Below are 25,721 nucleotides of genomic sequence, written 5' to 3' on the forward strand. Positions count from 1 at the left end.
GAATCGGTGCACGCCCAGTTCGACAAACTCCTCGACACCACCGGCAGATCACTGCCGAAAGTGGCCGCCTACCTCGACGACGCCCGCGCCGACCTGCTCGCCTTCACCGCCTTCCCACAGCAGATCTGGCGCCAGATCTGGTCCAACAACCCCAACGAACGCCTGAACAAAGAGATCCGCCGCCGCACCGACGTCGTCGGGATCTTCCCCGACCGCGACGCCGTCATCCGCCTCGTCGGCGCCGTCCTGGCCGAACAACACGACGAATGGACCGAAGGCCGCCGCTACTTCGCCCTCGACGTCCTCAAACAAGCTCGCAAGATGCCAGCCGAAACCACCGCCACACCAGCTGACCCGCCCGCACTGGAGACCGCCGCATGACCCACCCGACCGGCGACCCCGCCATCCCCGACCCCGCCGAACGCGAACGGCGCAACGCCGCCCTGCACACCGACAACATCGAGACCGGCTTCTTCAACGACAACGGCCGGCCCACACCCTGGCCCGACGACATCGACCAATGGCGACCCGAAACCGGTGAGCCCGTCACCGTCCAACCCGGCGAACAGCCCTTCTAACCAGCACAACTCGAAAGATCAGCCGTTACACCACTTCCGGGGACTTGACCTCTGCTCCTGCCGCTGGCATGTAACCAGCAGCAACGCCGGGTCGTCGATCAGTTGCGGGCTAACGCGGCGGTCGTCGTGCAGGGGCCTCCGGGAACGGGCAAGACCCACACGATCGCGAACCTGATCAGTGCCCTGCTCGCTGAGGGGCTACGGGTGCTGGTGTCCAGCAGGAACCCGCATCCGCTGCGGGTGATCCACGGCTTGCTGCCCGACGGCATCCGCCGGCTGTCGGTACTGGCGCCGGGCACATCCGTGGAGGATCGCAAGGATCTTGACCGGACCCTGGTCGCCTTGACCGAGCACGCCTCGGTGGCCGACGAGGACGTCCTGCGCAAGGAGATCGAAAGTCTGCGGCTACGCCGTGCCAACTTACATCAGCAATGGGACACGGCCACCGCCGACCTGGGCGAGGTCCGCGCGGAGGAATTTCGGACGGTACCTTCCTCCATCGACGGCTACCGGGGCACACCGGCCCAGCTCATCGCGTTGGTCGAACAAGGCCGTGCCACACACGACTGGATCGTTGCACTGCCCGACAACGCTGCCGCTGCCGCTGCGTTGACCGGTGACGAGGCCACGGAGTTGCTGAGTTGGCTGCGCGCCGGCTACGAGACGGCCGCCGACGACGAGGTACCCGATCCCGCCGTGCTCACGGATCCGCGGACCATGAACCGGGCGGTACGAGCGATCACCGAGGCGCACCGCGTTTTCGGGGCCGACTTCGACGAGGCGGCGACGCTGATGGGAGGGCTCAGCGGCCCGGCGTTGCGGGAGATCACCGCTAGTGTGGATGCCGCCGCGGACGCATTGGGCGCGTGCGGGTTGCAGGAGACCATCAGTTCCTGGGAACGCGACGATTGGCGCACGAGGGCAGCGTCCGATCTGCTGCACCATCGCAACAGCGCGTCGTGGGCCACGCTGACGGCGGCGTTCGAGCAGATCAGCCCGGTGCTACAGGCGGCGGCCTCGGCCGGCGACCGGGACGTGGATTGGGCGCCCGGCCTGACCGAGGCCGACTACGCGCGGCTGCTGAGGCAGGCCAAACGGCTGCGTAACTATCTGCAGGGCAACCGGCGTGTGCGGCGGCTGCTGCCCTCACCCGAACAGGTGCAGGCCGCCGAGTTGTTGACCTCCTGCACCGTGGCCGGCCTGCCGCCCACGACGCTGGCGCAGTTGCGCACCTTGATCGCCGCGTTGCAATCCGAGGGCGCGTGCGCGGCCGCGCTGGAGATGTGTCAGGCCATGATGATTCCCGTCCGGACGGGGACGCGGCGGCTGCAGCTGGCCCAGTTACAGGACGTCAAGATCGGTCTGGACGCGGTCGGCCGGTTGGCGACCGCTCGGCGCCGGATCGAGCAGGCCCTGCAACGGCCGGACTCGCGGTACCTGGTCTCCTCGCCGGCGCGATGGGACCTGATCGTCCGGCTCGTGCGTAATTCCTCACGCGTGGTGGTGGCAGAACAGTTCACCCGCCTTCTGGATCAGCTGCTGCAGACCCTGACCGATACCGCCGCGTCGCTGCGGCCGGGACCGCTGGCCCAGCGGCTGTTCACCGCCGTCGCTGACCGCGATGCCGACGCCTACGCGGGCGCCTACGCCGATGTCGTGCGTGCCCACCACGAGCAGCAGGCACGCATCCGCTGCGAGGAGCTGCTGAACCGGCTCGCCGGCGGATGCCCGGACCTGGCCGAGCTCCTGCGCCTGACCGCGGAGGACCCGGCGTGGGACCGGCGGCTGCCGGCGATACAGCCGGCGTGGGACTGGGCGCGCGCTGCCGCGCAGGTAGGACAGCGCGATGCTGCCCTGCGGGAGCAGCAGTATCAGCACCGTCTTGACCAGATCGAGCAGCAGTGGCTGCGCGCCACGGAGGACCTCGCCGGCAAGGAGGCGCTGCTGCGCTTCAAGGTACGCACCGGGCTACCGCATTGGCAGGCGTTGCAGGCATTCGGTACCGCGGTCGCCCGGTTCGGCAAGACCGGCGGAAAGTACAAGGCCGAGCGTCTCAAGGATCTGCGCTCCGCCATGCGCGACGCCATCCCTGTCATCCCCGCTCTGCTGATGCCCACCGCGGAAGTCGCCAACACCATTCCAGCCGAGGCAGACGCCTTCGACGTCGTGATCGTCGACGAGGCGAGCCAGGTAACGGTGGACGGGGCCTTCATGTTGTGGCTCGCACCCCGCGCCGTGATCGTCGGCGACCACAAGCAGTGCACACCGGGTCATCCTCCCGAGACGCTGCCGGTTTACTGGCGTATGGCCAGGGAATATCTGCCGGAGGTACCCGACCATCTGCGCCGGGGCTTCGGGCCGGACTCCAACCTCTACGAACTCATGTCCACCCAGTTGATGGGCCTGGTCCGGCTGGAAGAGCATTTCCGGTGCATGCCCGAGATCATCGGCTGGTCGTCGCACGAGTTCTACGAAGGAAGGCTGCAACCGCTGCGGCAGTTCGGAGCCGACCGACTCGACCCCTTCGTCGTGGTGCCCGTACACGAGCCCATCGTCGATGGGCTGAGCACGACACTGCAGAACCACACCGAAGCAGCGAAGATCGTCGACGAGATCCGTAAAATGGCCGACGACCCGCGCTATCGGACGAAGTCCATCGGCGTCATCGTCATGTACGCCTCCCGCAGCCATCTCACGCTCGTCAACCGCCTCGTCGAAGACGGCATCGACAAGCCGACCCGCGACCGTCACCGGATCCGGGTCGGTGATCCCGCCGCGTTCCAAGGCGACGAACGAGACGTCATCCTGCTGTCCATGGTCGTGGCGAAGCCCCCCGGCCCGGCGGCGGCACGCCAGGACCGGGAGCGGTTCAACGTGGCCGCCAGCCGCGCCCGCGACCAGCTGTGGATGTTCCTGTCCCTGCCCGATGACCAGCTCAGCCTCGCCGACCTGCGCCACTCGCTGCTGACCTACATGCGGAACCCGCCGAACCCGTTGACCCCGGACCCGCGCCTGGACGCCGCTCCCACCGACCGCCTCGTGCCGCCGTTCGGATCGCTGCTGGAACAGCAGGTCTACCTGGAGCTGCGCCGCCGCGACTTCGCCGTCGTCGCCCAGTACCCGATGCACGGCACCCCGATCGACCTGCTCGTGGTCGGTGACAACGGCCTGCTCGCTGTCGAATGCCACTCCCCCTCGCTACCGATGACCGCTGACGAGATCTCGCGGGACCTCGAACGTGAGCGTCAGCTGCTGCGCTGCGGCTGGGAGATCATCCGTATCCGTGAAAGTGATTACCTGCGCGACCCGCAGACCGCGCTCGATCCCCTCTGGGCCCGGTTGCGCGCGCGCGGCATCGGCCCTACCTCGCTGCGGCCGGCTCCCGCCGGCCGTGCAGAAACCTGGTCACCTGTCAGCGCGTCCGACCTCGACGACGAAGGAGAGATCTAATGCTGGAAGGACTCGACGGCAACGTCCTGGAAGGCATCGCGTATATCGCGTGCGGTGACGGTGACGGACTGCCGGTACGTCGCACCGGCAATGAGCTCGCGAAACTCTTGCAGCAGGCCGGGTGGCAGGACATCCCCCGCTACCAGGAACCACGCCGCACCTGGCTGACCCGGCAACTGCAGACCCGCCGCAACACTCCCGGCGCCGTCGAGGCCGTCGTGAAACGGCTCGCCGACCGCCGCGAGTACATCCACCGGAACCTTCCGCTGGCCAGCGCCCAGATCACCGAGGAACTCAACCAACTACTCACCGTTGAGGGCTTCGAAATCACCCACAACCTCGGTAAACCGGCCGTACGCCGGCTGCAGACCACACCCGGCGCACTCCCGGGCAGCGCAGCCAACACCACCCTGCACGTCGAGATGACAGACCTGGTGCAGGACCCCGCGCTCGCCGCCATCCTGCAGGACCGATTGACCGAAGCCCACATCTGCGAACGCAACGGCGCCTGGATCAGCGCCATCATCATGCTCGGCGGCCTCCTCGAAGGCGTCCTACTCGACGCCGCCTCCACCCGGCTGCCGCAACCGCAGAAACCGCCGCAGAAATGGACGTTGAACGACCTCATCGACACAGCACACCAGCAGAAATGGATCCAGCGTGACGCCCGAGTCTTCGCCCACGTGCTGCGTGACTACCGCAACCTGGTCCACCCCAACGTCCAGCGCACGTTCGGAGACCCGCCGGACAAGGACACCCTGAGCATGTGCTGGCCCGTCGTCAACGCCGCCCTCAACGACCTCGCCGCTACCGCCCCGCACGCCGCCTGATCGCACCCGGCTGTGACCCTCTGCAACAGGGCGGATCTTCGAGTCGAAGATCTAGGGAGGTTGGCCTTCTATGCCGCAACTAGACGGCTACCGCCGGATCCAGTGAGGCTCACAAATAGCCTTGCCAATTAGTGTTGGGGCCCTGGCCCCGGTGCAGGCTCGATGCCACCCTCCGGGCTCGCTGTGGAAGCGCGGAGGCTACCGACCATGCCCGCTCTGAGCACGAGAGCGGGCATGGTCAGTGACTGCCGTAGTTGATGGTCAGGATCGACACCACGCGATGTGGCTCATCGCCAGGCCCCGTCGTGAAAACGTCGCAGTAGGCGTAGTCGGCGCGGGCCTTGCTGGTGAGTTCATAGTGGTGGACCCGTGACCAATTCTCCGCCCACGGCTTGCCGGCCTTTCCGCGCAGGATGGTGATCGACGCTACGGCAGATGGCTCGCCGGGGTTGTTGGCGAGGTGATCCCAGAACTGTTGTGCCTGCTGAATGCCGACCTTGTCGACCAGCTGGTCATAATGTCGTTTGAACTTCTTGTGCACCAGGACGCGGTAGCTGGGTTGCTGACCGGGTTTGCCGCCTGGCCTGCGCGCAGGCTGTGAAGGGTCGTACGCGCTGGACATCAGGGCTCTTCGTCGTCCGGTAACGAGGCGTCGGGACGCGGCGCGTCGTCGAAGTCGGAGATCGAGGGAGCCCCGAGCAGCACGCTGCGGCGCAGGGGGTCTTCGAGCTGTCGAGCTGTTACCCTCCAGGCGTTGACGCATTCCTCCAGGCGGCTTGGGTTCTGGTCGGCGTTTGAGACGACCAATGCCTCGTGGAGTTCTTCGACGAACTCGGTGAGATCGTCGATGTCGAACGCGCGTAGCCAGGCGAGATCTCCGAGCTCACTGACCGTGGGTAGCGTTGCGCGTCGAATAACCCCTTCTAGCCTCAGATGCACCGATGACCACTGGGCCATCGTTTCCAGCCACAGCAGGTGACTCTCGGGAAGCATCACCAGGCTGGTGCCATCTTTGTCCCGAAGACGAGCGCGTCCGGCTCGGGCTTGGCTCAGGAAGTCGACACGTTTTTGGTTCGCTAGGTCACTGGCTTGGAAGATCGTTGAAGTCATAACTCCGTCCTCCTCTTACCTAAGATAGTATGCACGATCCTGGCCGTCAATCGCCGCCGAACCTGTGCCGAGGTGACAGCAAGGTCGCGACAGGGCGGCTGGCGCGTTGCCCAGACAGAGGTGATCCGGCAAACTCGACTGGACACGCGCAGCGATGGACGGCAGTCACATCGACCGCTTCCGCTATCGGGCGAAAACCTTCCACCAGAGGTACGACGCCAGGCCGAGTGCCGCCACCGCGATCGCGATCCGTAACGGGCGCTCCGGGGTACGGCGGACCAGCGCCGGGCCGATCCAGCTGCCCAGCAGGCACCCGACGGCCATCGGCGCCACGGCGGACCAGTGCACCGGGGCGATGAACGCGTACAGGATCGCCGCGGCCAGGTTCGACGCGCCGAGGACCATGCTCTTGACCGCGTTGGTGACCGCGAGCGGCTCGACGGCGGCCACCGCCATCACCGCGAGCAGCAGCACCCCGGCGGCCGCCCCGAAGTACCCGCCGTAGATGCCGATCACGAAGACCATCAGCGGTACCGGGGGACGCCGTCCGGGGCGGCCGTACCAGCGGCGGAGGGGTTCACGGAAGAGCAGCGCCGCCGCACCGATCACGATCAGCCAGGGCACCACCCACTCGAACGCCGAGGACGTTTTCATCAGCAGGATCGCCCCGGCCAGGCCTCCCGCTACGGCGTACATGCTCAAGCTCAGGATGCGGACGGCCTGGCCGCGAAGCTCGCGCTGTGCGCCGGCGAAGGTGCCGGCCGCGGTGGAGAGCAGGGCCACCGAGTTGGTGACGTTGGCGGCGACCGGCGGGATGCCCACGGCCAGCAGGACCGGGTAGCTGACGAGTGAGGCGAGGCCGGCCATCGTTCCGGTGAGGCCGGAACCGACGCCGCCGGCGAAGAGCAGCACAGCATGATCAACGTCCACGGAGAATGACCCTAAACGGGCGATTATCCGAAAAGCGCAGCGGAAGGGATCGCTCCCAGAATCCCGGACGGCGTCACCTCTCAACTCGGCCAACCATCCGGCCGATGAACGCGACGATGAACCGCATGGACACAGCTTCCCGCTCCGGCTACGCCGTGCTCGACCCGGCGCGCCTGGCCGCCGTGGCCGCGACCGGCCTGACCGAGATACCGGACTCCCCGGTGCTCGACCGGATCACGGCGCTGGCCGCTCGCCTGGTAGGCGGACCGTTGACCCTGGTCACCCTGGTCGAGGCCGACGAGCAGTGCTTCGTCTCCCACGCGGGACCGGGCTCCGCGGGGATCTCCCGCCGTACGCCGATGAGCCACTCCTACTGCCGGTACGTCGTGGAGGGCGGCGAGTCCCTGGTGGTCGCGGACGCCCGCGAGCACCCCCTGCTGCGGGACAATCCGGCGATCGTCGACTACCGGGCGATCGCGTACCTGGGCGTGCCGGTCCGCTCCCCGGACGGCATGATCCTGGGCACGCTCTGCGCCGCCGACACCGAGCCGCGGGCCTGGTCCGAGAACGACGTGGCCCTGATGGAGGACCTGGCCGCCGCCGCCACCGCGGAGATCTCCGCCCGGATCACGGCGCACGAGGCCGCGCGGGCCGCCACCCGGCTGAAGCAGATCCTCGAGACGACCCTGGACGCGTTCGTCGCCACCGACGCCGAGGGCCGGATCACCGGCTGGAACGCCGCGGCCGAGCAGCTGTTCGGCTGGGGCGAGCTGGAGGTGCTGGGCCTGTCGTTCGCCGAGCTCGTCGTCGCGCCACGGCACCGGGAGGCGTACGCGACGAAGTCCGCCGACGGTGGCCGGGTGGAGACGCAGGCGGTGCACCGGGGTGGCCGGCAGTTCCCGATCGAGCTGGCCATGACCGAGCTGAAGCAGGCCGACGGGCTGACCCGGCACGCGTTCATCCGGGACATGACGGTCACCCGGCGGACCGAGAAGCTGCGCCGCCTGGAGTACTCGGTGGCCGGCACCCTGGCCGCCGCGCAGAGCACCGCCCAGGCCGTCGAGGAGATCGCCGCCCGGGTGGGCGAGGGCCTGACCTGGCCGTACGTCGAGTACTGGCACCTGAACCCGGAGAACACCCAGCTGATCCGGCTCGCCACGTGGTCCCGGGACGACCAGCTGACCGCCCCGATGCGCGAGATGGCCGGTTTTCCCCGGGGCGGCAGCCTGGTCGGCCAGGTGTGGGAGACCGGGAAGGCCCGGTGGATCCGAGACCTCCCCGAGTCCGGTACGCCCCGGGCCGCAGCCGCCGCCGCGGTGGGGCTGCGCACCGCGGTGGCCGTACCCGTGCGCAACGGCACCGACGTGGTCGGCGTGCTGGCCGCCTTCGACCGGCGCCGGAGCGAGTACGACCCCGAACTCCTCGCCGCCCTGGACACGGTCGCCGCGCACATCGGCGGGTACGTGCACCGTCGCCGCGCCGAGGAACTGGACCTGGAGCTGTCCCGCGCCCGCCAGGAACTGGACCGCCTCGTCTCCAACCTGAGCGACCACCTCTGGACCATCCGGGTGACCGACGGCCGGCCCCGGGTGATCTACTCCAGTCCCAACATCGCGGCCATCTACGGCGGCGTGGGCCCCGACGACGAGAACCTCGCCACGAACATGGCCGAGATCGTCCACCCGGACGACCACGCCGCCTTCGACGACTTCTCCGCCGTGCTCAGTGCCGGACAGCCGGCCCAGGTCACCTGTCGGCTGGTCGGCCGTGACCATGTCACCCGCTGGGTGTGGATCCGGGCGGTGCCGCGCGTCGAGGGCAACGATATGGTCATCGACGGCGTCTGCAGCGACATCACCGAACGCCAGGCGGACAACGCCCGGCTCCGCCAGCAGGCCGAGCTGCTCGACATCACCCCGGCGGCGGTCATCGTCCGCGATCTGGACAGCCGGATCACGTACTGGAACAAGGGCGCGCAGGCCACCTACGGCTGGACCACCGACGCGGTCCTCGGCTGCGTCAGCCACCGCCTGCTCGACACCCGGTTCCCGGTGCTGCACCCGCTGGTCGAGGCCGCGCTGGCCGAGGACGGCCGGTGGGAGGGCGAGCTCGACCACCTGCGCAGCGACGGCACCCGGATCACCGTGCTCTCCCGGCAGGTGATGCAGTACGACGAGGACGCGCAGCCGACCGCGATCCTCGAGGTCAACGTCGACATGACCGCCCGCAAGAACGCCGAGCGCCGCCTCGCCGACAGCGAGCAGCAGCTGCGCACCCAGTTCTCGCTGGCCACCGTCGGCCAGGCCACGCTCAGCCTCGACGGCACGTTCCTGCAGGTCAACCTGGCTCTCGCCGAGATGCTCGGCCGGCCGGTCGAGGAGCTGGAGGGCGCGTTCCTGGACGACGTCACGCACCCCGACGAGCGCCCGGAGAACCACCGCACCGCCGCTCGCCTCTTCACCAACGACACGCCCGCCGACCGTCAGCTGCGCCTGATGCACGCGGACGGGCGCACCGTCGACGCGGCGCTCGGTATGTGCCTGGTCCGGGACAGCGACGGTCAGCCGATCAGCTTCATCGCCGTGGTCCAGGACATCACGGCCCGTCTCGCCGCCGAACGCGAACGCGACGCCGCCGCCGGCCTCCTGGCCGACCGCAATGCCGAGCTGCAGGACACCAACGCCGCCCTGGCCGCCGCGAACGCGCTCAAGCAGGACCTGATGGGCATGCTCTCGCACGAGATCGGCACCCCGCTGACCACGATCTCCGGGTACGCCGAGGCCCTGCTCGCTCGCCCCGCCACCCTCGACCCGTCACAGGCGCGCGCCGCCGACGCCATCGCCCGCTCCGCCCGCCGCCTGGAACTGCTCCGCGGCGAGGTGCTCACCATGGTCACCCTTGACGCCGGCGAGATCCAGGCGACGCCGGAGCCGGTCGACATGGCCACCGCGATCGCCGAGGCCATGGCCACGCTCGACCTGTCGGTCCCGGTCGGCTGCCCACCCGGCATCACGGTGCTGGTCCAGCCGGGCCACCTCCAGCAGATCATCATCAACTTCTGTACGAACGCCGCCAAGTACGCCGGCGGCATCACCGCCATCTCCGTCACCGAGTCCCCGCCACTCCCCGGCACAGCGTCTCCGGCCGGGCCGTCTTCGGGCGCGGTGTCTCCGGCAGGGCACTCCTCGGGCACGGCGACGATCTCGGTCTACGACGAGGGGCCCGGCATCCCGGAACACCTGCGGCCGCAGCTCTTCGACCGTTACACCCGGGCCGCCGACACCGCCACCACGGTCATCGGCCACGGCCTGGGCCTGCACATCGTCAAGGGCCTGGCCGAGGCGAACCACGGCACCGTCGGCTGCCACCCGAACACCCCGACCGGCTCCGTCTTCACCCTGACCCTCCCCACGGCTTAGCCCTCGATGCCCCGTTCCCGCGCGACGACGACACTCGGTCGGCGCGGGGCCGGGCGGCGCGCACACACGAACGGCGTGGGCCGGGGCGGCGCGCACACGAACGGCGCCGACTGGGCCGCGGGCGCATACGAATCTCGGCGGGTGCCTGTGGGCGACTCCGCAACAGGGCGGCGGCCGGGCTCAGATACTGAAGATCTCGGTGAGGCCGGTGACCTCGATGGCCTGGCGCACCGGCGTGGACGGGTTGACGAGGGCCATCGCCAGTCCCGCGGCGGCGGCGCTGTTCCGGGCACTGACCAGGGCACCGAGCGCGTACGAGTCGATGAACGTCACCTCGGCCAGGTCCAGGCTCAGCCGCTCGCAGGAGCACTCCGCCGCGGCCGAGGCCAGGCTGTCCCGCAGCTCGTCCGCGATGTCGACGTCGAGCTCAGCCGCTCGAAGCGCCGCGTGCAGCGTCGTGCCATCACTGCTCTTCCGGTACGACACGATCCCGTTGGTCGTCATGGCGTTCGACCGTACCCATCCCGGCGACCCCCTAAGCGGACTCCGCGCCCGTCATCCGGGCTCCCGGGAGCGTGGACTCCGCGCCCGTCATCCGGGTGGCAGGGAAGGCAGGCTCCGTGCCCGTCATCCGGGTGGCCGGGAGGGTGGACTCCGTGCCCGTCATCCGGGTGGCCGGGAGACTCGTGGGGCGGCGGATGAGTCGCGGACGCGCAGCGCCGGGCTGATCACGATGCGGTGGGTGGGGCGGTCGGGTTCGTTCAGGCGGTCGAGGATCAGGCGGACGGCGGCCCGGCCGATCTCGCTGCACGGTGGGCGTACCGCGGTCAGCGCCGGACTGAACAGCCCGGCCACCTCGTCGTCGTAGGAGACCACCGACAGCGCGCCCGGCACCGCGAGCCCTCGCTCCTCGCAGCGCTGGACCAGGGCGATCGCCTCGGCGTCCGCGTGCACCAGCAGCGCCGTCGTACCCGTCGACAGGCACTGCTCCAGCACCTCGTCGAGCGCCGCCGCGCATCCCGGGTCGGGAGCGTCGGGCACCAGCGTGTCGACCGTGGTCGTCACGTCCAGCCCACACTCGGCCGCGCCCTCCAGCCAGCCCCGGCGCACGTGCGGCCCGGTAGGGCTCGGCTTCGCGAGCACCAGCCCGACCTTGCGGTGCCCGAGCCCGGCGAGGTGTCGCACGGCCATCGCGGCGCCGAGCGAGTGATCCGTGACCACCGACTCGAGGACCGCGTGGTGCGGCCCGGCCGTCGCCGTCCGCTCCACCAGCACGACCGGCATCCCGGTGTCGGCCAGCCAGTCGGTGGTCCGCGAGGCCGACGGCACGTCCATCCGCGGCGCCACGATCAGCCCCTCCACGCCCTGCTCGACCAGCCGGGCCAGCTGCGGCTGATCATCCTCGGTCACATACGACGACCCGCGCAGCACGACCCGCATCAGCATCTCGCGCGCCGCCGACTCGGCCCCGCGCGCCACCGCGGGCCAGTAGTAGTCCAGCGACGGCACCAGCATCCCGATCGCCCCGGCGTCGTCCCCGTCCGGCGGGTCGGCCGACGGCATCGGGCTGGGCAGGGCCACCCCACCGTGCACCCGTTCGACCAGTCCCTCGGCGGCGAGCTGCGCGATGTCCCGCCGGATGGTCACCGCCGCCGCGCCGAGCGTGTCGGTCAGGTCGGAGATGCGCAGCACCCCGTCCCGCTGCAGCGCCTCGAGCAACCGGGCCTTGCGGGTAGCGGCCAGCGGACCCCGCTTGTCCGAAGTGTTCACCGGTGCTCCTTCACGATCAGATCGAGCGTACCGATCGGCCCCAGCCCGCTGACGTCGATCTCCACCCGTGTCAGTCGATCACCCCACACCCCGGTCAGCCACGGATCATCCAGATCACGCACGGTCATCGTCGCGGGCACCGGCGGACTCCACGCGATCTGCGCCGCCCCCGCGCCCTCCAGCGCCGTCACCTCCGCACCCTCCGGCCCGAGCCGCACGTCTCCGGCCACGATCAGGTGCACGCGGGTGCCCGGTCCGCCCCGCTGAAGATCCCACTCGTCACGGATAGTGACCGTATCTGCGGCACGTTCCAGCCGGGCCGTCCGCCGCCAGCTCCGGACTCCCGCTTCCGGGTAGGCGTTCGCCAGTTCCACAGACATCTCCGCGTACGCCTCACGGGCCTCCGTGGCCACGTAGGAGGCGGCCCGATCACGGCCGGCCCCCTGCTCGTGCCCCCGGATCTCGGGCAGATTGTGCCACCCGCTGCGCATCGTCCAGATCTCGTAGCGTCCGGCCCCGAACGTCTGCGCCGTATAGGTCGGCCGCCCCGGATCGACCAGCACCGGGACACCGTTCAGCGCCACGACGAAGCTGCCCACGTCATTGTGGTTGTGGTGCTCGTCGTTGTGACCGCCCTTGACCGCGAGGGTGAGCCCGCCCGACGATCCGGCCTGGGATCGGGCGACGAGCACCTGCGTCGAGGGAAACCACGACTCCCGGTGCAGCCATCCCTCATCCGCCGTTCCGCCGGGGAGGGCGGTCCAGTCCGGGTCGGTGAGGGCGCGCAACAGGCGGCCCAGGCCCTGGCTCTCGTGGGCGACCGGCTCACCCGGCCGACGCTGAGCGGCCGCGTGTGCCTCGGCCGCTCGATCGCCGCTGCGCCGGGCCGCACGGTACAGCACGTGCCACGGCTGATCCGGGGACGGCTTGGCGGGCCCGTCGGCATGATTCAGATACCACGCCCCGCCGAGATGCACCCGGTGCGGAAACGCCACCGTCTCCCGTAGCCTGCCCGCGTGCTCCGCCGGCACGTGTCCGGCCGCCCAGTCGAGGAGGTCGTAGGCCTCGATGAGACGGCAGGCGCCGTTCCACCAGTAGGAGTAGCCCTCGTCGATCGCGCCGTCCTCGGGCAGCGACGCCGCATAGCGCTCCAGGCCCTCGGTGACGAGTCCCACCAGCCGGGCGCGGCGCGCCGGGTCGTCGACCAGGGAGAGCGCGGCGACCAGGACGTTGCCGTGGATCCACGGGTTCCAGTTGTGGACGTCACCGGTCAGGCCGAGCCAGTGCCAGTCCCGTCGCCGCTCGAACGGGGCGAGCACCCGCCGGTCGACCTCGTGGCGGATCCGGGAGCGCAGGCCGGGCACCCGGTCGTCGAGGAGCGGGCCGAGCAGGTGGTCGATCCAGGCCAGCTGGGCGGCGACCTCGCCGGCGCCGAGATCGAGGAACGGATCGGTGACAGTGGGCAGCACGGCGCCGTGCCGGGTGAACGTGTCGTCGTGCGCCGGCCAGCACCAGCTGCTCTGCTCGCAGAGCAGCACCGTGCCGTCGATGACCTCGTCGAGCCAGGCCGGCTCCAGGGTCGCGGCGGCCAGCACGGTCGCGCGGCTCAGGCGGGCCTGGCGGGCGAAGACGACCTGCTCGTAGCGGTCGCGGTCGCCGTCGGCGAAGTAGCGGGCGTATCCGCTGGCGAGGGGCACGGGCCAAGGCGACACGAGGTCGGCCTCGGCCCGCTCCCGCAGACCGTCGAGGGTCGCGGCGTCGAGAATCACCGGATCCCAGACCGCCCGATCGGTGGCCGGCGGCACGACTCGCGTGAGCGCCGGCGAGGGGCGTGCCGGCGTACGGCGAGCAGGCTCTGACGGGGTGGACATCCGGGCCTCCTTCACTGACGCCGTGCTGCGATCGAACCTGATCAGATCAGATCGTTTCCCGGAGCATATCCGGGCTCCGGTCCGGATGCCAGGGCGTCGAGATGCCGGTCCAGACTGGCACATTCGAGCAAAATCCCAGGTCAGATCGGCTGATAGCGGTTTTGGCGTTATCTGAGCGATGGAGACATTGACACGCTCGATTCTGAGCGTTTAACGTCGCCGAAACGATCCGTTCGCCTTGGTTCCCCTCCGATCCCATCGGAGAGTTCCGATCTTTCGGAGTGTGAAGCGTGCCTGACATCGCCTCCACCGCGCCCGACTGGTCCCGTGACGACTGCCTGCGCCTGGCCGACGACCTGCTCGGCTCCGCACTCCGCCACGCCTCCCCGGGCCACGCCCGCATCGTGCCGCCCGGCCCGCCCGGCGGTTACGGGCGGGACGTCGACGGTCTGGAGGGCTTCGCGCGGACGTTCCTGCTGGCCGGGTTCCGGATCGCCGGTGCGGAGGGGGCGGGGCTCGACGATCTCGCCGAGTGGTGTGCGACGGGCATCGCCACCGGCACCGACCCGTCCTCACCCGAGCGCTGGGTCCGCCTCGACGAGCACGGCCAGGCCAAGGTGGAGGCCGCCAGCCTCGCGCTGATCCTGGACATGACGCGGCCGTGGATCTGGGACCGCCTCGACGGGACCGTCCAGCAACGGGTGGTCGACTACCTCTCTCCCGCGGTCGGCGACCCGACGTATCCGCGGATCAACTGGGTCTGGTTCCGGCTGGTGGTGCAGACCTTCCTGCGCTCGGTCGGCGGGCCCTGGTCGGCCACCGAGATGGCGGAGGACCTCGCCACCCACGACACGTTCCGGCGGGCGGACGGCTGGCTCGCGGACGGGGCGGAGCGGTCGTTCGACCACTACACCGGCTGGGCGCTGCACCTCTACCCGGTCCTCTGGGCACGGATGGCCGGCGCGGCCGACCTCGCCGCCGATCGTCACAAGCGGGACGTCGCCGATCTCGACCGCTTCCTGCTCGACGCGACGGCGCTGGTCGGAGCGGACGGCTCGCCCCTGCTCCAGGGCCGCAGCCTGATCTACCGGTTCGCCGCGGCCGCGCCGTTCTGGGCGGGCGTGCTCGCCGAGGTCCCGTCCACCTCGCCGGGCCTGCTGCGCACCGCGGCGACCCGGATCCTGCGGCACTTCGCCGACCACGGCGTCCCCGACGAGGACGGCCTGCTCACACTCGGCTGGCACCACCGGTGGCCGCGTCTCGCCCAGTCGTACTCGGGTCCCGCCTCGCCGTACTGGGCTAGCAAGGGGTTGCTCGGCATCGCCCTGCCGGCCGATCACCCGGTGTGGACCGCGCCGGCCGAGCCGCTGCCGGTCGAGCGCGGCGACGTGCTGCGGGCGGTCCACGCGCCGGGCTGGCTGATCTCCGGCACCCGGGCCGACGGCGTGGTCCGCGTCGTCAATCACGGTACCGACCACGCCGTCGAGGGGGCGACCGGCGCGGACTCGCCGCTCTACGCCCGCCTCGGCTATTCGACCGCGACCTGCCCGGCGCTGGACGAGCCGGGCTGGACCGACCCGCTGGACCAGTCCGTGGTGCTCGTCGACGCGACCGGGCGGACCACCCATCGCAGCGGCCTGCGCACCCTGGCCACCCGGATCGACGGGACCGGGACCGCCGCGGTCGGCGTCGCCGGGTCGGCCTCCCTGGTGCACTGGGTCGACACCGAGCCGGGCGCCCCCGACCACGGTGTCGGCCGCCCCGGGCAGAGCCGGCCGGGCGCGTGGGTCACCGTCTTCTCCCTGGTGCGCGGCGCGCACGAGGTGCGGCTGAGCGAGGTGCGGCTGAGCGAGGTCCGGCCGGACGGGACCGCGCTCGGCGACGACGCGACCGGCGTACGTCTGAGAATCGGATCGTGGCCGGTGGCCGGCGACGGCCCGGCGGCGACGACCAGTTGGTCCGCGACCGCCGTGGGCGAGGGCCGCGTCTCCCGGATCGCCGCCGTCGAGCCCCGCGTGGCCGTCGCGGGGATCACCACGGCGCGCCACGACGCCGGCCCGCTCGGCGACCCGGTGCGGATCCCGTGGCTGGAGTTCCCACCGCGGCCCGGCGCCTGGACGGCCACCCTCGTCACCCTGACCACCGAGCCTGCCGGCACCACCTGGTCCGCCGGCACCACCGAGCCAGCCCGCACCACCGAGCCAGCCCGCACCACCGGGTCCGCCGGCTCCACCGACCCTGGCGGCTCCACCGAGTCCACCGGCACCACGGCACTCGCCGGCTCCACCGACCCGGCGTGCCACCTCGTGCTCGGCGCCGACGGCCCGGACCTGACCGTCCGGGTCACCTGGCCGGACGGCGCCGTCACTCACCACCGCCTCGCCATCTCCAAGGAGTCCTGATGAAACGATCTATCGCGGCCGCCGTCGGCGCCGCCACATTGTCCGCACTGCTGCTCACCGGCTGCGGCTCCGGTGACTCGTCGGGCGGCTCGGACGACAAGACGCTCACCCTGGCCGGCTGGAGCCTGGCGACGACGCCCGAGTTCAAGGTGCTCGCCGACGGCTTCCACGCGACGCACCCGGACATCACCGTCGAGCTCAAGGAGTACGACGCCAAGAACTACGACACCCAGATGGTCGCCGACCTGGCCGCGGGCAAGGCGCCGGACGTCTATGTGCAGAAGAACCTGAAGAACTTCTACACCTACCAGAGCGGCAAGCAGCTGCTCGACGTCTCCGACGTGGCCGTCACCGGAGCCTCCACCGACGCATACAAGGTGGACGGCAAGACCTGGGCGGTGCCGTACCGGCAGGACTCCTGGGTGCTCTTCTACAACAAGGCGCTCTTCGACGAGGCCAAGGTCAAGTACCCGGACGGCTCGTGGACCTGGGACGACTACGCGACCGCGGCCAAGCAGCTCACCACCGGGCTGAAGGCGGCGAACTCCAAGGCGCTCGGCGTCTACGAGCACACCTGGCAGTCCACGCTGCAGGGCTTCGCGCTCGCGCAGAGCCCCGGCGCGAGCCTGGAGAGCGCCGACTACGCGTTCCTCAAGCCGTACTACACCCACGCGGTCGACCTGCAGAACGCCGGGGCGCAGGTCAAGCTCGGCGACGCCACCACCAACAGCCTGACCTACCAGGCCCAGTTCGGTAAGCAGCAGGCGGCCATGATGACCATGGGCACCTGGTACATCGCCACCCTGCTCAGCCAGCAGACGAGCGGCGACGCGGACAAGTTCGAGTGGGGCATCGCGCCGGTGCCGCAGCTGGACGAGTCGACCACCGGCACCTCCGCCACGCCGGTGACCTTCGGCGACCCGACCGGGCTCGGGATCAACCCCAAGATCAGCGAAGGCAAGATCGAAACCGCGAAGGCCTTCCTTGCGTACGCCAGTGGGGCGGACGCCGCGAAGGCCCTGGCCGGCATCGGCATCACCCCGGCCAACACCGACTCGGCCACGACCGACGCGTTCTTCAGTGTCGCGGGAGTGCCCGGCGACGACGTGTCCAAGTTCGCGTTCGCCAAGCACGACACCAAGCCGGAGAACCCGGTCTCGAAGTACACCGCGCCGCTGCAGAACATCCTGAACGACCTGCACACCGCGGTCCTCTCCGGGACCAAGGACATCGACACCGCGATCGCCGAGGCGCAGGAACGCGCCAAGAACGAGGTCCTCAACAAGTGATATCGCGACCGGGTCCGGCTCCGTTCGCGGCGCCGGGCCCGCCATCCCGGGAGTTCCCATGACGACGATGCCGACCGCCCGCAGGGGGCGCGACACCCTGGTGGGCTGGACCTTCCTGCTGCCGAACTTCATCGGCTTCGCGGTCCTCACCATGGTGCCGATCGTGCTGCTCTTCTACTACGCGTTCACCACCTGGGACATCTTCGGCGGGGCGGAGTGGACCGGCCTGGCGAACCTGCGGCAGATGCTGCACGACCGCAGCTTCTGGACCGCGGTGTGGAACACGCTGTACTACACCGTGTTCCACATCCCGCTGACGCTGGCGGTGTCGCTGGGCCTGGCCCTGCTGCTGAACCGGAAACTGCGGGCGGTCGCGTTCTTCCGCACCGTGGCGTTCTTCCCGTACATCACCTCGATCGTGGCGATCGCCCAGGTCTGGAACATGCTGTTCAGCCCGGGGTACGGCCCGATCAACGCGATCCTGCGGGCGGTCGGCGTGGACAACCCGCCGGGCTGGACCACCTCCGCCGAGTGGTCGATGCCGGCCGTGATCGTCGTCGGCACCTGGCGCGAGATGGGCTACTACATGCTGCTCTTCCTCGCCGGGTTGCAGACGGTGCCGGGTGAGCTCTACGAGGCCGCCCGGGTGGACGGCGCCAACGCCTGGCAGCGGTTCCGATCGGTGACGCTGCCCGGGCTGCGGCCGATCACCTTCTTCGTGACGGTGCTGCTGACCATCGGCAGCTTCAAGGTCTTCGACCTGATCCTGGTGATGACCGACGGCGGTCCGGGCCAGTCCACCCTGGTGCTGTCTCAGTACATCTTCCAGAAGGGCTTCGAGGAGAACCAGTTCGGTTACGCCTCCGCGGTCTCGGTGGTGCTCTTCCTGCTCTGCCTCCTCGTCACCGTCGTGCAGTTCCTGGTGAACCGGCGGAGGGACGCCTGATGAGCACGCTGCTGAACCCCGCACCGGCGGGCACCCGGCTCGATCCGGTCACGCCGTCCCGGCCGTCCCGCCGTGGTCACCGGATCGGGCGGCTCCTGGGCTACCTCGCGCTGATCGTGGCCTCGGCGGCGGTGCTGCTGCCGTTCTACTGGATGGTCGTGTCGTCGCTGAAGACGAACAACGAGGTCTTCACCGTCCCGGTCCGCTGGTTGCCGGAGACGGCGGTCTGGCACAACTACGCCGCCATCTGGGACCGCACCGGCATCACCACGTGGCTCGGCAACACCGTGCTGCTCTCCGTCGTGGTCACGTTCCTGCAGGTCCTCACCGGGAGCTTCGCGGCGTACGGGTTCGCCAAGATGCGCTTCCCCGGCCGCGACGTGCTCTTCCTGGGCTATGTGGGGACGCTGGCGGTGCCGTGGCAGTCGTACATGATCCCGCAGTTCGTGCTGCTGTCGAAGATGCACCTCTCCGACACGCTCTGGTCGATCATCGCGATCCAGGCGTTCGGCGCGCTCGGCGTCTTCATGATGAAGCAGTACTACGAGTCCATCCCGGACGAGCTGTTGGACGCGGCCCGGATCGACGGGATGAGCGAGTACGGCATCTACCGCCGGATCATGTTGCCGCTCTCCACCCCGGCGCTGGCCAGCCTCGCGCTGATCACCCTGGTCAACACGTGGAACGACTACCTCGGGCCGCTGCTCTACCTGCGCAGCAGCAACCTCTGGACGATCCAGCTCGGCCTGCGCAGCTTCATCGACAACTACAACGCCGAGTACGCGCTGATCATGACGGGCTCGGTGCTCTCGGTACTGCCGATCACGATCGTCTTCATGCTCGGGCAGCGGTACTTCGTCGAGGGCATCGCCACCACCGGACTGAAGGGGTGAGCGGGATGTCCACGTGGAGCATCGTCACCACCGAGCCGAAGGGGTGAGCGGGATGCGCCTGCGCCACGAGACCATCGGTTCGATCTTCGACCTGGTCTACCTCGCACTCGCCACCAACCTGCTGCTCGCGGTGGCCTGGTTGCCCGCGCTCGCGGCGATGTACGGGTCCTGGCCGCTGCTCGCGCTCGCCGCCCCGTTCTGCGCGCCCGGGCTGTGCGCGGTGTTCGCGGTGTTCGCGGCCTACAGCGGCGAGCGCTCGGTGACCGTCGTCCGGACCTTCGCGCGGGCCTGGCGTGCCACGGCGCGCCGGGCGATCCCGCTCGGCGCGCTCACCGCCGGCGCGCTGGTGGTGCTCGGCGTGGACATCCGGGCGGCGTGGGGGCACCGGGCCGGCGCGCTGGTCATCCCGGTGCTCGCGGTGCTGATGACGCTGGTCGTGGCGACCGCGCTGCTCGCCCTGGTGGCGCTCGCGGAACGTCCGGCCGCCCGGCTGCGCGACGTGCTCCGGGTGGGCGGCTACCTGGCGGTCCGGCGCTGGTACCTGACACTGCCGTCGCTCGCGGTGCTGGTCCTGCTCGAGGCGATGTTCACCGCGCAACCGGCGCTCGCCCTCGCGCTGGCGACGTCCCCGCTGCTCTACGCGAGCTGGGCGAACAGCCGCTTCACCCTGACCCCGGCCCTCGGCCCCGTCCCGCGAGTGGCGGTCCCGGCCCCTGATCCCGGCCCGCGAGTGGCGGTCCCGGCCCTTGGCCCCGCCTCGCGAGGGGCGGTTCCGACGCCTGATCCCGGCCCGCGAGTGGCGGTCCCGGCCCGCGATCCCGTCCGGCGATCGGCGGTTCCGGCGTCCGGCGCCTCGCCGCGGCTGGTCCCCGCGGTTGCGTCCACGGGATCGGGCACCCGGTCAACCGGCCCGGGGCACCCATGAGACCCAGCTGACACGGCGCAGCGGGCGACAGAGATGACCACGACGAAGGGAACACATGACGGCGATCGATGTCCGGGCCGGGTTCGATGCGGGGGCGGTCGGTGCTGCGGTGTCCGCGGCGCTGCGCACCATCGACGTGAACCTCTCCGTGCTCGGGGACCGGTACCCCGGCGACACCACCGTCGAGGAGCGCTACCGGCTGCGTCCCGCCGCCGCGGGACAGCCGGTGGGCTCCAATGTGGGGTGGACCGCCAGCTTCTGGCCGGGGATGCTCTGGCTCGCGTACGACCTGACCGGCGAGGAGAGATACCTGACGGCGGCCACCGGGCACATCGCCGACTTCGCCGAGCGCATCGACCGGCGCATCGACATCGAGACTCATGACCTCGGATTCCTCTACATCCTGAGTTGCGTGGTGGGCTTCCGGCGTACGGGAGAAAAGCAGGCGAGACAGGCGGCGCTGACGGCGGCCGACCGGCTGATGGATCGCGTGCTGGAACCCGCCGGGATCATCCAGGCCTGGGGTGACCTGTCGAATCCCGCGCAGCGGGGCCGGACCATCATCGACAGCCTGATGAACACGCCGCTGCTCTTCTGGGCGAGCCGGGAGAGCGGCGACGGGCGGTACGCGGACGCGGCCCGGCGGCACATCGCGCAGCTCCGGGACCATATCCTGCGGCCGGACGGTACGACGTATCACACGTTCTACTGGGATCCGGTGACCGGCGAGCCGCTGCGCGGGGAGACCGAGCAGGGGCACGCCGACGACTCGTGCTGGGCGCGCGGGCAGGCGTGGGGGATCTACGGGTTCACGCTGAACCACCGGCACACCGGGGATCCGACGCTGCTCACGGCCGCCCGGCGCTGCGCCGACCACTTCCTCGCCAGCCTGCCCGATGACCACGTGCCGTACTGGGATCTCGCCCTCACCGACGAGGAGCGGGACTCGTCGGCGGCCGCCATCGCGGTCTGCGGACTGCTGGAGCTCGCGGACGCCCTGGACGGCACCGAAGCCGGCGGCGGCGGAAACGGCAGCGGCGGAAACGGCAGCGGCGAGGCCGGCGGCGGCGGAAACGGCAGCGGCGAGGCCGGCGGCGGCGGAAACGGCAGCGGCGATCACTACCGGACAGCCGCTGGGCGGATCCTCGCCTCACTGATCAGCGGTTACGCCACCGCCGGGCAGCCGCGTTTCGACGCGCTGCTCCGGCACGGCGTGTATGACAAGCCCAAGAACGTGGGCGTCGACGAGGGCACGCTCTGGGGCGACTACTTCTACCTGGAAGCCCTCACGCGCGTCACCCGTCCCGAGTGGAACCACCCCTGGTAAGGAGCCGACCATGGACTACAAGTATCACTGCAACATCCCCGCCCGGAGCGGGCGCAACGAGCTGCCCTTCAACCCGTGCAAGCTGCTCGACTTCACGCTGCTCCGGCTCGGCGCGGGGGAGTCCTGGTCGGGGGAGTCCGGCGACCGGGAGATCCTCGCCGTGATCCTCAGCGGCAAGGCCACCTTCACCGTCGGCGCGGCGAAGTTCCCCGAGGTGGGCGGGCGGCCGAACGTCTTCTCCGGCAAGCCGCACTCGGTCTACATCCCGGCCGGCACCTCGGTGACCGTCGAGGCGCACGGACCGGTGGAGATCGCGCTGCCGAGCGCGCCGAGCGATCTCGCCGTGGAGCCGTACGTGATCGCGCCGGACCGGGTCGCGGCCGGGCGCTGGGGTGCGGCGAACTTCGGGCGGACGTACCACCAGATCCTGACCGAGATCAGTCAGCCGGACCTGCCGGCGCGGCGGCTCATCGTCGGCGAGACGTTCACGCCGAGCGGGAACTGGAGCACCTACCCGCCGCATCGGCACAAGCACGACAACCTGCCGGCCGAGGCCGCGCACGAGGAGATGTACTACTTCAAGGTCCAGCCCAGCGACGGCTTCGGCATCTGCCGGATGTACACCGACGAGGGTTATGAGGAGAATTTCACCGTACGCGACCACGGCATGCACATGATGCCGGAGGGATACCACACCGTGGTCAGCGCGCCCGGATACGTCACGTATTACCTCTGGGTGCTCGCCGGCACCCAGCGCACCCAGGGCGCACACGAGGACACTAGCCTCTCGTGGGTGGGTAGGACCGTTCCGATGCTGCGCGACCTGGGGCACTGATAAATGATTTTGGACCGTTTCCGGCTGGACGGACGGGTCGCGGTGGTCACCGGGGCCAACCGGGGCATCGGGCAGGCGTTCGCCGTGGCCCTGGCGCAGGCCGGTGCCGACGTCGCGATGCTCGGGCGCACCGAACCCGCCGCGACCACCGAGGCGGTCGAGAAGGCCGGGCGGCGCGCGCTGTGGCTGCCGGGTGACATCGCCACGGTGGACCACGACGGCGCGATCGGCCGGGTGGTGTCCGAATTCGGTCGCGTCGACGTGCTGGTCAACAACGCCGGGATCATCCGGCGGGCACCGGCGGCGGACACCACGGCGGCCGACTGGCGTGAGGTGATCGGCGTCGACCTGGACGCGGTCTTCCACCTCTCGCAGGCCGCCGGGCGGGTGATGCTCCGGCAGGGGCGCGGTTCGATCGTCAACGTGGCATCGATGCTGTCGTTCCAGGGCGGGATCCGGGTGCCGGCGTACGCGGCGGCGAAGCACGGGGTGGTCGGGCTGACGAAGGCGCTGGCCAACGAGTGGGCCGGGCTCGGGGTGAACGTCAACGCGATCGCGCCGGGCTACATCGCCACCGACAACACCGCGGCGCTGCGGGCGGACGAGTCCCGGAACGCCGCGATCCTGGAGCGTATCCCGGCCGGGCGCTGGGGTTCCCCGGACGACCTGGCCGGCACGGTGGTCTTCCTGGCCTCGGACGCCGCGCGCTACCTGCACGGCACGGTCATCCCGGTCGACGGAGGATGGCTGGCCCGCTGACTCGGTGGGCCGCTGACTCGGTGGGCCGCCGGCCTGGTGGGTCGCCGGCCTGGTCATGTTGGACGCGTGGCCGTGGTGGGGACCGTGTGGAGTCCGGGCGGCGCGAGTGATCGCGCCGCCCGGCGCCGTCAACTCATCAAGCGTTGCTCCTCGTGTTTCCGCGCCCGCAAGGCCGTCTGCCTCGCCGGCGAGTATCCGAGCTGCGGCCTGAACCGCATGCTCAGGTACCTGGGCACGAGTAGCTCGATCAGGTTGAACCACCTGCCACGCACTGTTGCTCCCCGATGCTGGACCGCCCCCGAGCCGGCCGCCGGGCTCGGGAGAACCCGGCGCAACAACTCTGCAATTGTCGATGCCACCCTCGCGTAAGGCCCGCTACCCCCGCGCGCCCATTTCCCGCATGGAGAGACAGTGATCAATGATCATGGGGGTGAGCAGGACTCATCCGTTGCCGCAGCATCCGCCCTCGGGGGAGGGGCCGGAGGTCGGCGCGCAGTGCGGGCGAGGGGCCGGAACGTCCAGCGCCGGGTTCCGGTCGAAGAAACCCTCCGGCTTCAGTACGAAGCCCGCGTAGTCCACCGGCATGATCGGCCAGTCCTCCGGCCTCGGGAAGTGTGTCAGCCCGAACGTGTGCCAGACGACGATGTCCGTGCCGTCCACGTCGCGGTCCGCCTTCACCCAGGTGTCGATTCCGGTCAGTCCCGGGTTCTGGTTGACGAACCGCCCGGCCGGGTAGCGCTCCGCGTCGTCCTGCGCCGTCACCCACAGATGCCGGGTCGTGAACGCCGCCCGCCGGGCGATCGACGAGGCGGGGTCGGCCAGCAAGGTCGGTAGCCCCTCCGGATGCAGCGTGTACCCGACCGGCCTGCCGACCCGGTTCAGCGACGACGGGTTCGAGATGTGCCAGGTCCGCCCCACCGAGCCGTCCGCCAGCCGTCCGCCGTCCGACTCCCGTCGCAGCCGGGTCGCCTTCCTGGTGAAGGCGTTACCGTACGGATTGAGATCGGAGATCGGAACCCGCACCGCGTCCACCTCGTCGACCGCGTTGCCGACCCCGTCCACCATCATGTCCAGCCGGGCGGAGAAGAGGTGCTGGTGGTACGGCGCTCCCACCCCCGGCGCGATCTCACCGGCCCACGGGTAGTCCCCGCCGGGGTGGACCGAGGCGAACACCACGCCGGTCGCCTTGCACTCCAGTTCGATGGTCCCGTCCAGGTAGAGGTACCAGTAGAACCCGTAGTCGTAGTTCCCGACGGTGATGAAGAACGAGATGACCAGCCGTCGCTGGCGTCGTACCGAAGAAGATCTGTTGTACATGTCGGTGTGTTTCCAGAGCAGGCCGTGGTCCTCCTCGTGCATGCAGATCGCGTTCGGCAGCAGCCGCGGGTTACCGTCGTCGTCCGCGATCGCCGCGTCGAAGTAGTGGATCTCGCCGAGGCAGTCGCAGCCCAGGGTGAGCGCGTTGGTGTCCTTGCCGAGCGAGTACTCCCCGGCGTCGAAGTAGTTCTGCCAGAACCGCACCGGCGACGGGTCGCCGTAGGGCACCACCATCTCGGCGACCGAGGCCCGGTAGACGATCGGCCGCAGCGTGCCACCGTCCTCGAATCCGATCTGGTGCAGGGTCAGCCCCTCCACCTGGTCGAACCCGATCCGGAACCGCCACTTCTCCCAGGTGACGACGTTCCCGTCGACGGTGAAGCTGGCGCCCTCGGGCTGCGTGATCTGAATCGGCCGCTGGGTGGTCCGTTCGGCGGTCGGAAGGTGGTAGTCCTCGGCCGCCGTGGGCACCGGGAACTCCGCGTCGTCGATCAGCTGGACCACCTCGCCGGTGATCAGGTCGACGTAGGCCACGATCCCGTCGATCGGGTGCGCCCACACGTTGTCGTCGTCGCCCAGCTGCAGGAACGACAGGCAGCGGACCAGGCGCCGGCCCTGTTCGCCGGCGATGTCGAAGACGCCCGCGCTCAGCGCCGAGATCCGGATGCGCTCGGGCGTGGTGAGTCCCCGTCGCGCCATCGCCGCACACCACGCGTCGTCGGACCAGAGGATCCTCTCGACCAGGTCGAACTCCTCGCCCATGATCGGCGGCTGTCCCTCGGTGCGGACGTCGACGACTCGCTGGTCGAGCACCGTGCCCGTGGTCAGCGAGGTCAGGACGTCTCGTACCTCGCCGGTGGTCCGGTCGAGCAGCACGGTCGACACCTGCCGGTCCCACGGCGTCCCGGGCTCCCAGCCCACGACGAACGACTTCGGCGGTTCCACGAGCATGACCAGCGGAAACCGGGTCGTGGCGGAGATGAGTCCATTCTTGTCAAGAAGATTGCGATTCAAGGCGATCTCGTCGGGGGTGAGCCGGTCCAGGGGGTGTGCGGCCATGATCGATTCCC

General features: G+C 70.0%; 20 protein-coding genes. 13 read left to right on the forward strand and 7 right to left on the reverse strand.

Annotated features, from left to right (window positions below; translation table 11 throughout):
- The 4 genes from AB0M08_RS06810 to AB0M08_RS06825 form a co-directional block, all read left to right on the forward strand.
- A partial coding sequence (locus AB0M08_RS06810; RefSeq protein ID WP_364489632.1) for a transposase occupies window positions 1-381 on the forward strand: 381 nt, incomplete at its 5' end.
- The gene (locus AB0M08_RS06815; RefSeq protein ID WP_364489635.1) at window positions 378-578 is read left to right on the forward strand and encodes a hypothetical protein; all 201 of its coding nucleotides are present in this window, start codon (window positions 378-380) and stop codon (window positions 576-578) included. The genes AB0M08_RS06810 and AB0M08_RS06815, both read left to right, overlap by 4 nt.
- A gap of 63 nt (window positions 579-641) precedes the next feature.
- Complete coding sequence (locus AB0M08_RS06820) at window positions 642-4,028, forward strand: AAA domain-containing protein (RefSeq protein ID WP_364490319.1); 3,387 nt, start codon at window positions 642-644, stop codon at window positions 4,026-4,028.
- The gene (locus tag AB0M08_RS06825; protein ID WP_364489638.1) at window positions 4,028-4,858 is read left to right on the forward strand and encodes a hypothetical protein; all 831 of its coding nucleotides are present in this window, start codon (window positions 4,028-4,030) and stop codon (window positions 4,856-4,858) included. Before AB0M08_RS06820 ends, AB0M08_RS06825 begins: the two co-directional genes overlap by 1 nt.
- Before the next feature lie 238 nt (window positions 4,859-5,096).
- On the opposite strand, the gene AB0M08_RS06830 is transcribed toward AB0M08_RS06825, so the two are convergent.
- The 3 genes from AB0M08_RS06830 to AB0M08_RS06840 form a co-directional block, all read right to left on the reverse strand.
- Window positions 5,097-5,480, reverse strand: coding sequence for a hypothetical protein (locus AB0M08_RS06830; RefSeq protein WP_364489640.1), 384 nt, complete (start codon window positions 5,478-5,480; stop codon window positions 5,097-5,099).
- The gene (locus AB0M08_RS06835) at window positions 5,480-5,968 is read right to left on the reverse strand and encodes a hypothetical protein (protein WP_364489643.1); all 489 of its coding nucleotides are present in this window, start codon (window positions 5,966-5,968) and stop codon (window positions 5,480-5,482) included. Before AB0M08_RS06835 ends, AB0M08_RS06830 begins: the two co-directional genes overlap by 1 nt.
- A 183-nt stretch (window positions 5,969-6,151) precedes the next feature.
- Window positions 6,152-6,898 carry a sulfite exporter TauE/SafE family protein gene (locus AB0M08_RS06840; protein ID WP_364489646.1) on the reverse strand — a complete coding sequence of 249 codons (747 nt, stop codon included), beginning with the start codon at window positions 6,896-6,898 and terminating at the stop codon, window positions 6,152-6,154.
- 125 nt (window positions 6,899-7,023) lie between these two features.
- On the opposite strand from AB0M08_RS06840, the gene AB0M08_RS06845 reads away from it, so the two are divergent.
- Window positions 7,024-10,317 carry a PAS domain S-box protein gene (locus tag AB0M08_RS06845; RefSeq protein WP_364489649.1) on the forward strand — a complete coding sequence of 1,098 codons (3,294 nt, stop codon included), beginning with the start codon at window positions 7,024-7,026 and terminating at the stop codon, window positions 10,315-10,317.
- 180 nt (window positions 10,318-10,497) lie between these two features.
- Here AB0M08_RS06845 and AB0M08_RS06850 read toward each other — a convergent pair whose 3' ends face one another.
- From AB0M08_RS06850 to AB0M08_RS06860, 3 genes are all read right to left on the reverse strand, one after another.
- Window positions 10,498-10,821, reverse strand: a complete 324-nt coding sequence (locus AB0M08_RS06850) for an STAS domain-containing protein (RefSeq protein ID WP_364489652.1) — start codon at window positions 10,819-10,821, stop codon at window positions 10,498-10,500.
- A 159-nt stretch (window positions 10,822-10,980) separates the two neighbouring features.
- A complete protein-coding gene (locus AB0M08_RS06855) occupies window positions 10,981-12,087 on the reverse strand; it encodes a substrate-binding domain-containing protein (protein WP_364489655.1) in 1,107 nt (368 codons plus the stop codon).
- Window positions 12,084-13,958 (reverse strand): heparinase II/III family protein, encoded by a 1,875-nt coding sequence (locus tag AB0M08_RS06860; RefSeq protein WP_364489657.1) that lies wholly within the window; start codon window positions 13,956-13,958, stop codon window positions 12,084-12,086. Before AB0M08_RS06860 ends, AB0M08_RS06855 begins: the two co-directional genes overlap by 4 nt.
- Before the next feature lie 290 nt (window positions 13,959-14,248).
- Here AB0M08_RS06860 and AB0M08_RS06865 point away from each other — a divergent pair, with 290 nt between their 5' ends.
- The 8 genes from AB0M08_RS06865 to kduD are packed head-to-tail and all read left to right on the forward strand — an operon-like array spanning window position 14,249 to window position 23,334.
- A complete protein-coding gene (locus tag AB0M08_RS06865) occupies window positions 14,249-16,360 on the forward strand; it encodes a DUF2264 domain-containing protein (RefSeq protein ID WP_364489660.1) in 2,112 nt (703 codons plus the stop codon).
- Window positions 16,360-17,649: an extracellular solute-binding protein gene (locus tag AB0M08_RS06870; protein WP_364489663.1), complete on the forward strand. Its 1,290-nt coding sequence runs from the start codon at window positions 16,360-16,362 to the stop codon at window positions 17,647-17,649. Before AB0M08_RS06865 ends, AB0M08_RS06870 begins: the two co-directional genes overlap by 1 nt.
- Window positions 17,650-17,707: 58 nt before the next feature.
- The gene (locus AB0M08_RS06875) at window positions 17,708-18,595 is read left to right on the forward strand and encodes a sugar ABC transporter permease (RefSeq protein WP_364489666.1); all 888 of its coding nucleotides are present in this window, start codon (window positions 17,708-17,710) and stop codon (window positions 18,593-18,595) included.
- Window positions 18,595-19,488, forward strand: a complete 894-nt coding sequence (locus AB0M08_RS06880; RefSeq protein WP_364489669.1) for a carbohydrate ABC transporter permease — start codon at window positions 18,595-18,597, stop codon at window positions 19,486-19,488. Before AB0M08_RS06875 ends, AB0M08_RS06880 begins: the two co-directional genes overlap by 1 nt.
- A gap of 52 nt (window positions 19,489-19,540) precedes the next feature.
- A complete protein-coding gene (locus AB0M08_RS06885; RefSeq protein WP_364489672.1) occupies window positions 19,541-20,413 on the forward strand; it encodes a hypothetical protein in 873 nt (290 codons plus the stop codon).
- A 55-nt stretch (window positions 20,414-20,468) separates the two neighbouring features.
- On the forward strand, window positions 20,469-21,740 hold the full coding sequence (locus tag AB0M08_RS06890) for a glycoside hydrolase family 88 protein (protein WP_364489675.1): 1,272 nt from the start codon (window positions 20,469-20,471) through the stop codon (window positions 21,738-21,740).
- Window positions 21,741-21,750: 10 nt separating this feature from the next.
- Entirely contained in the window at window positions 21,751-22,575 is an 825-nt protein-coding gene (gene iolB / locus AB0M08_RS06895) for a 5-deoxy-glucuronate isomerase (protein ID WP_364489678.1), read from the forward strand.
- 3 nt (window positions 22,576-22,578) lie between these two features.
- Window positions 22,579-23,334, forward strand: coding sequence for a 2-dehydro-3-deoxy-D-gluconate 5-dehydrogenase KduD (gene kduD, locus AB0M08_RS06900; protein WP_364489681.1), 756 nt, complete (start codon window positions 22,579-22,581; stop codon window positions 23,332-23,334).
- A gap of 441 nt (window positions 23,335-23,775) precedes the next feature.
- Here the strand turns inward: kduD and AB0M08_RS06905 are convergent, their stop codons facing one another.
- Window positions 23,776-25,710: a primary-amine oxidase gene (locus AB0M08_RS06905; RefSeq protein ID WP_364489684.1), complete on the reverse strand. Its 1,935-nt coding sequence runs from the start codon at window positions 25,708-25,710 to the stop codon at window positions 23,776-23,778.
- Window positions 25,711-25,721 lie beyond the last annotated feature (11 nt).

It is taken from the genome of Actinoplanes sp. NPDC051851 (genome assembly GCF_040681165.1).
Lineage (GTDB): Bacteria > Actinomycetota > Actinomycetes > Mycobacteriales > Micromonosporaceae > Actinoplanes.

Coding starts and splice junctions, on each gene's coding strand:
- AB0M08_RS06815 (WP_364489635.1), top strand. CDS start 378: ATGACCCACCCGACCGGCGACCCCGCCATCCCCGACCCCGCCGAACGC.
- AB0M08_RS06825 (WP_364489638.1), top strand. CDS start 4,028: ATGCTGGAAGGACTCGACGGCAACGTCCTGGAAGGCATCGCGTATATC.
- AB0M08_RS06830 (WP_364489640.1), bottom strand. CDS start 5,480: ATGTCCAGCGCGTACGACCCTTCACAGCCTGCGCGCAGGCCAGGCGGC.
- AB0M08_RS06835 (WP_364489643.1), bottom strand. CDS start 5,968: ATGACTTCAACGATCTTCCAAGCCAGTGACCTAGCGAACCAAAAACGT.
- AB0M08_RS06845 (WP_364489649.1), top strand. CDS start 7,024: ATGGACACAGCTTCCCGCTCCGGCTACGCCGTGCTCGACCCGGCGCGC.
- AB0M08_RS06850 (WP_364489652.1), bottom strand. CDS start 10,821: ATGACGACCAACGGGATCGTGTCGTACCGGAAGAGCAGTGATGGCACG.
- AB0M08_RS06860 (WP_364489657.1), bottom strand. CDS start 13,958: ATGTCCACCCCGTCAGAGCCTGCTCGCCGTACGCCGGCACGCCCCTCG.
- AB0M08_RS06870 (WP_364489663.1), top strand. CDS start 16,360: ATGAAACGATCTATCGCGGCCGCCGTCGGCGCCGCCACATTGTCCGCA.
- AB0M08_RS06875 (WP_364489666.1), top strand. CDS start 17,708: ATGACGACGATGCCGACCGCCCGCAGGGGGCGCGACACCCTGGTGGGC.
- AB0M08_RS06880 (WP_364489669.1), top strand. CDS start 18,595: ATGAGCACGCTGCTGAACCCCGCACCGGCGGGCACCCGGCTCGATCCG.
- AB0M08_RS06885 (WP_364489672.1), top strand. CDS start 19,541: ATGCGCCTGCGCCACGAGACCATCGGTTCGATCTTCGACCTGGTCTAC.
- AB0M08_RS06890 (WP_364489675.1), top strand. CDS start 20,469: ATGACGGCGATCGATGTCCGGGCCGGGTTCGATGCGGGGGCGGTCGGT.
- iolB (WP_364489678.1), top strand. CDS start 21,751: ATGGACTACAAGTATCACTGCAACATCCCCGCCCGGAGCGGGCGCAAC.
- kduD (WP_364489681.1), top strand. CDS start 22,579: ATGATTTTGGACCGTTTCCGGCTGGACGGACGGGTCGCGGTGGTCACC.
- AB0M08_RS06905 (WP_364489684.1), bottom strand. CDS start 25,710: ATGGCCGCACACCCCCTGGACCGGCTCACCCCCGACGAGATCGCCTTG.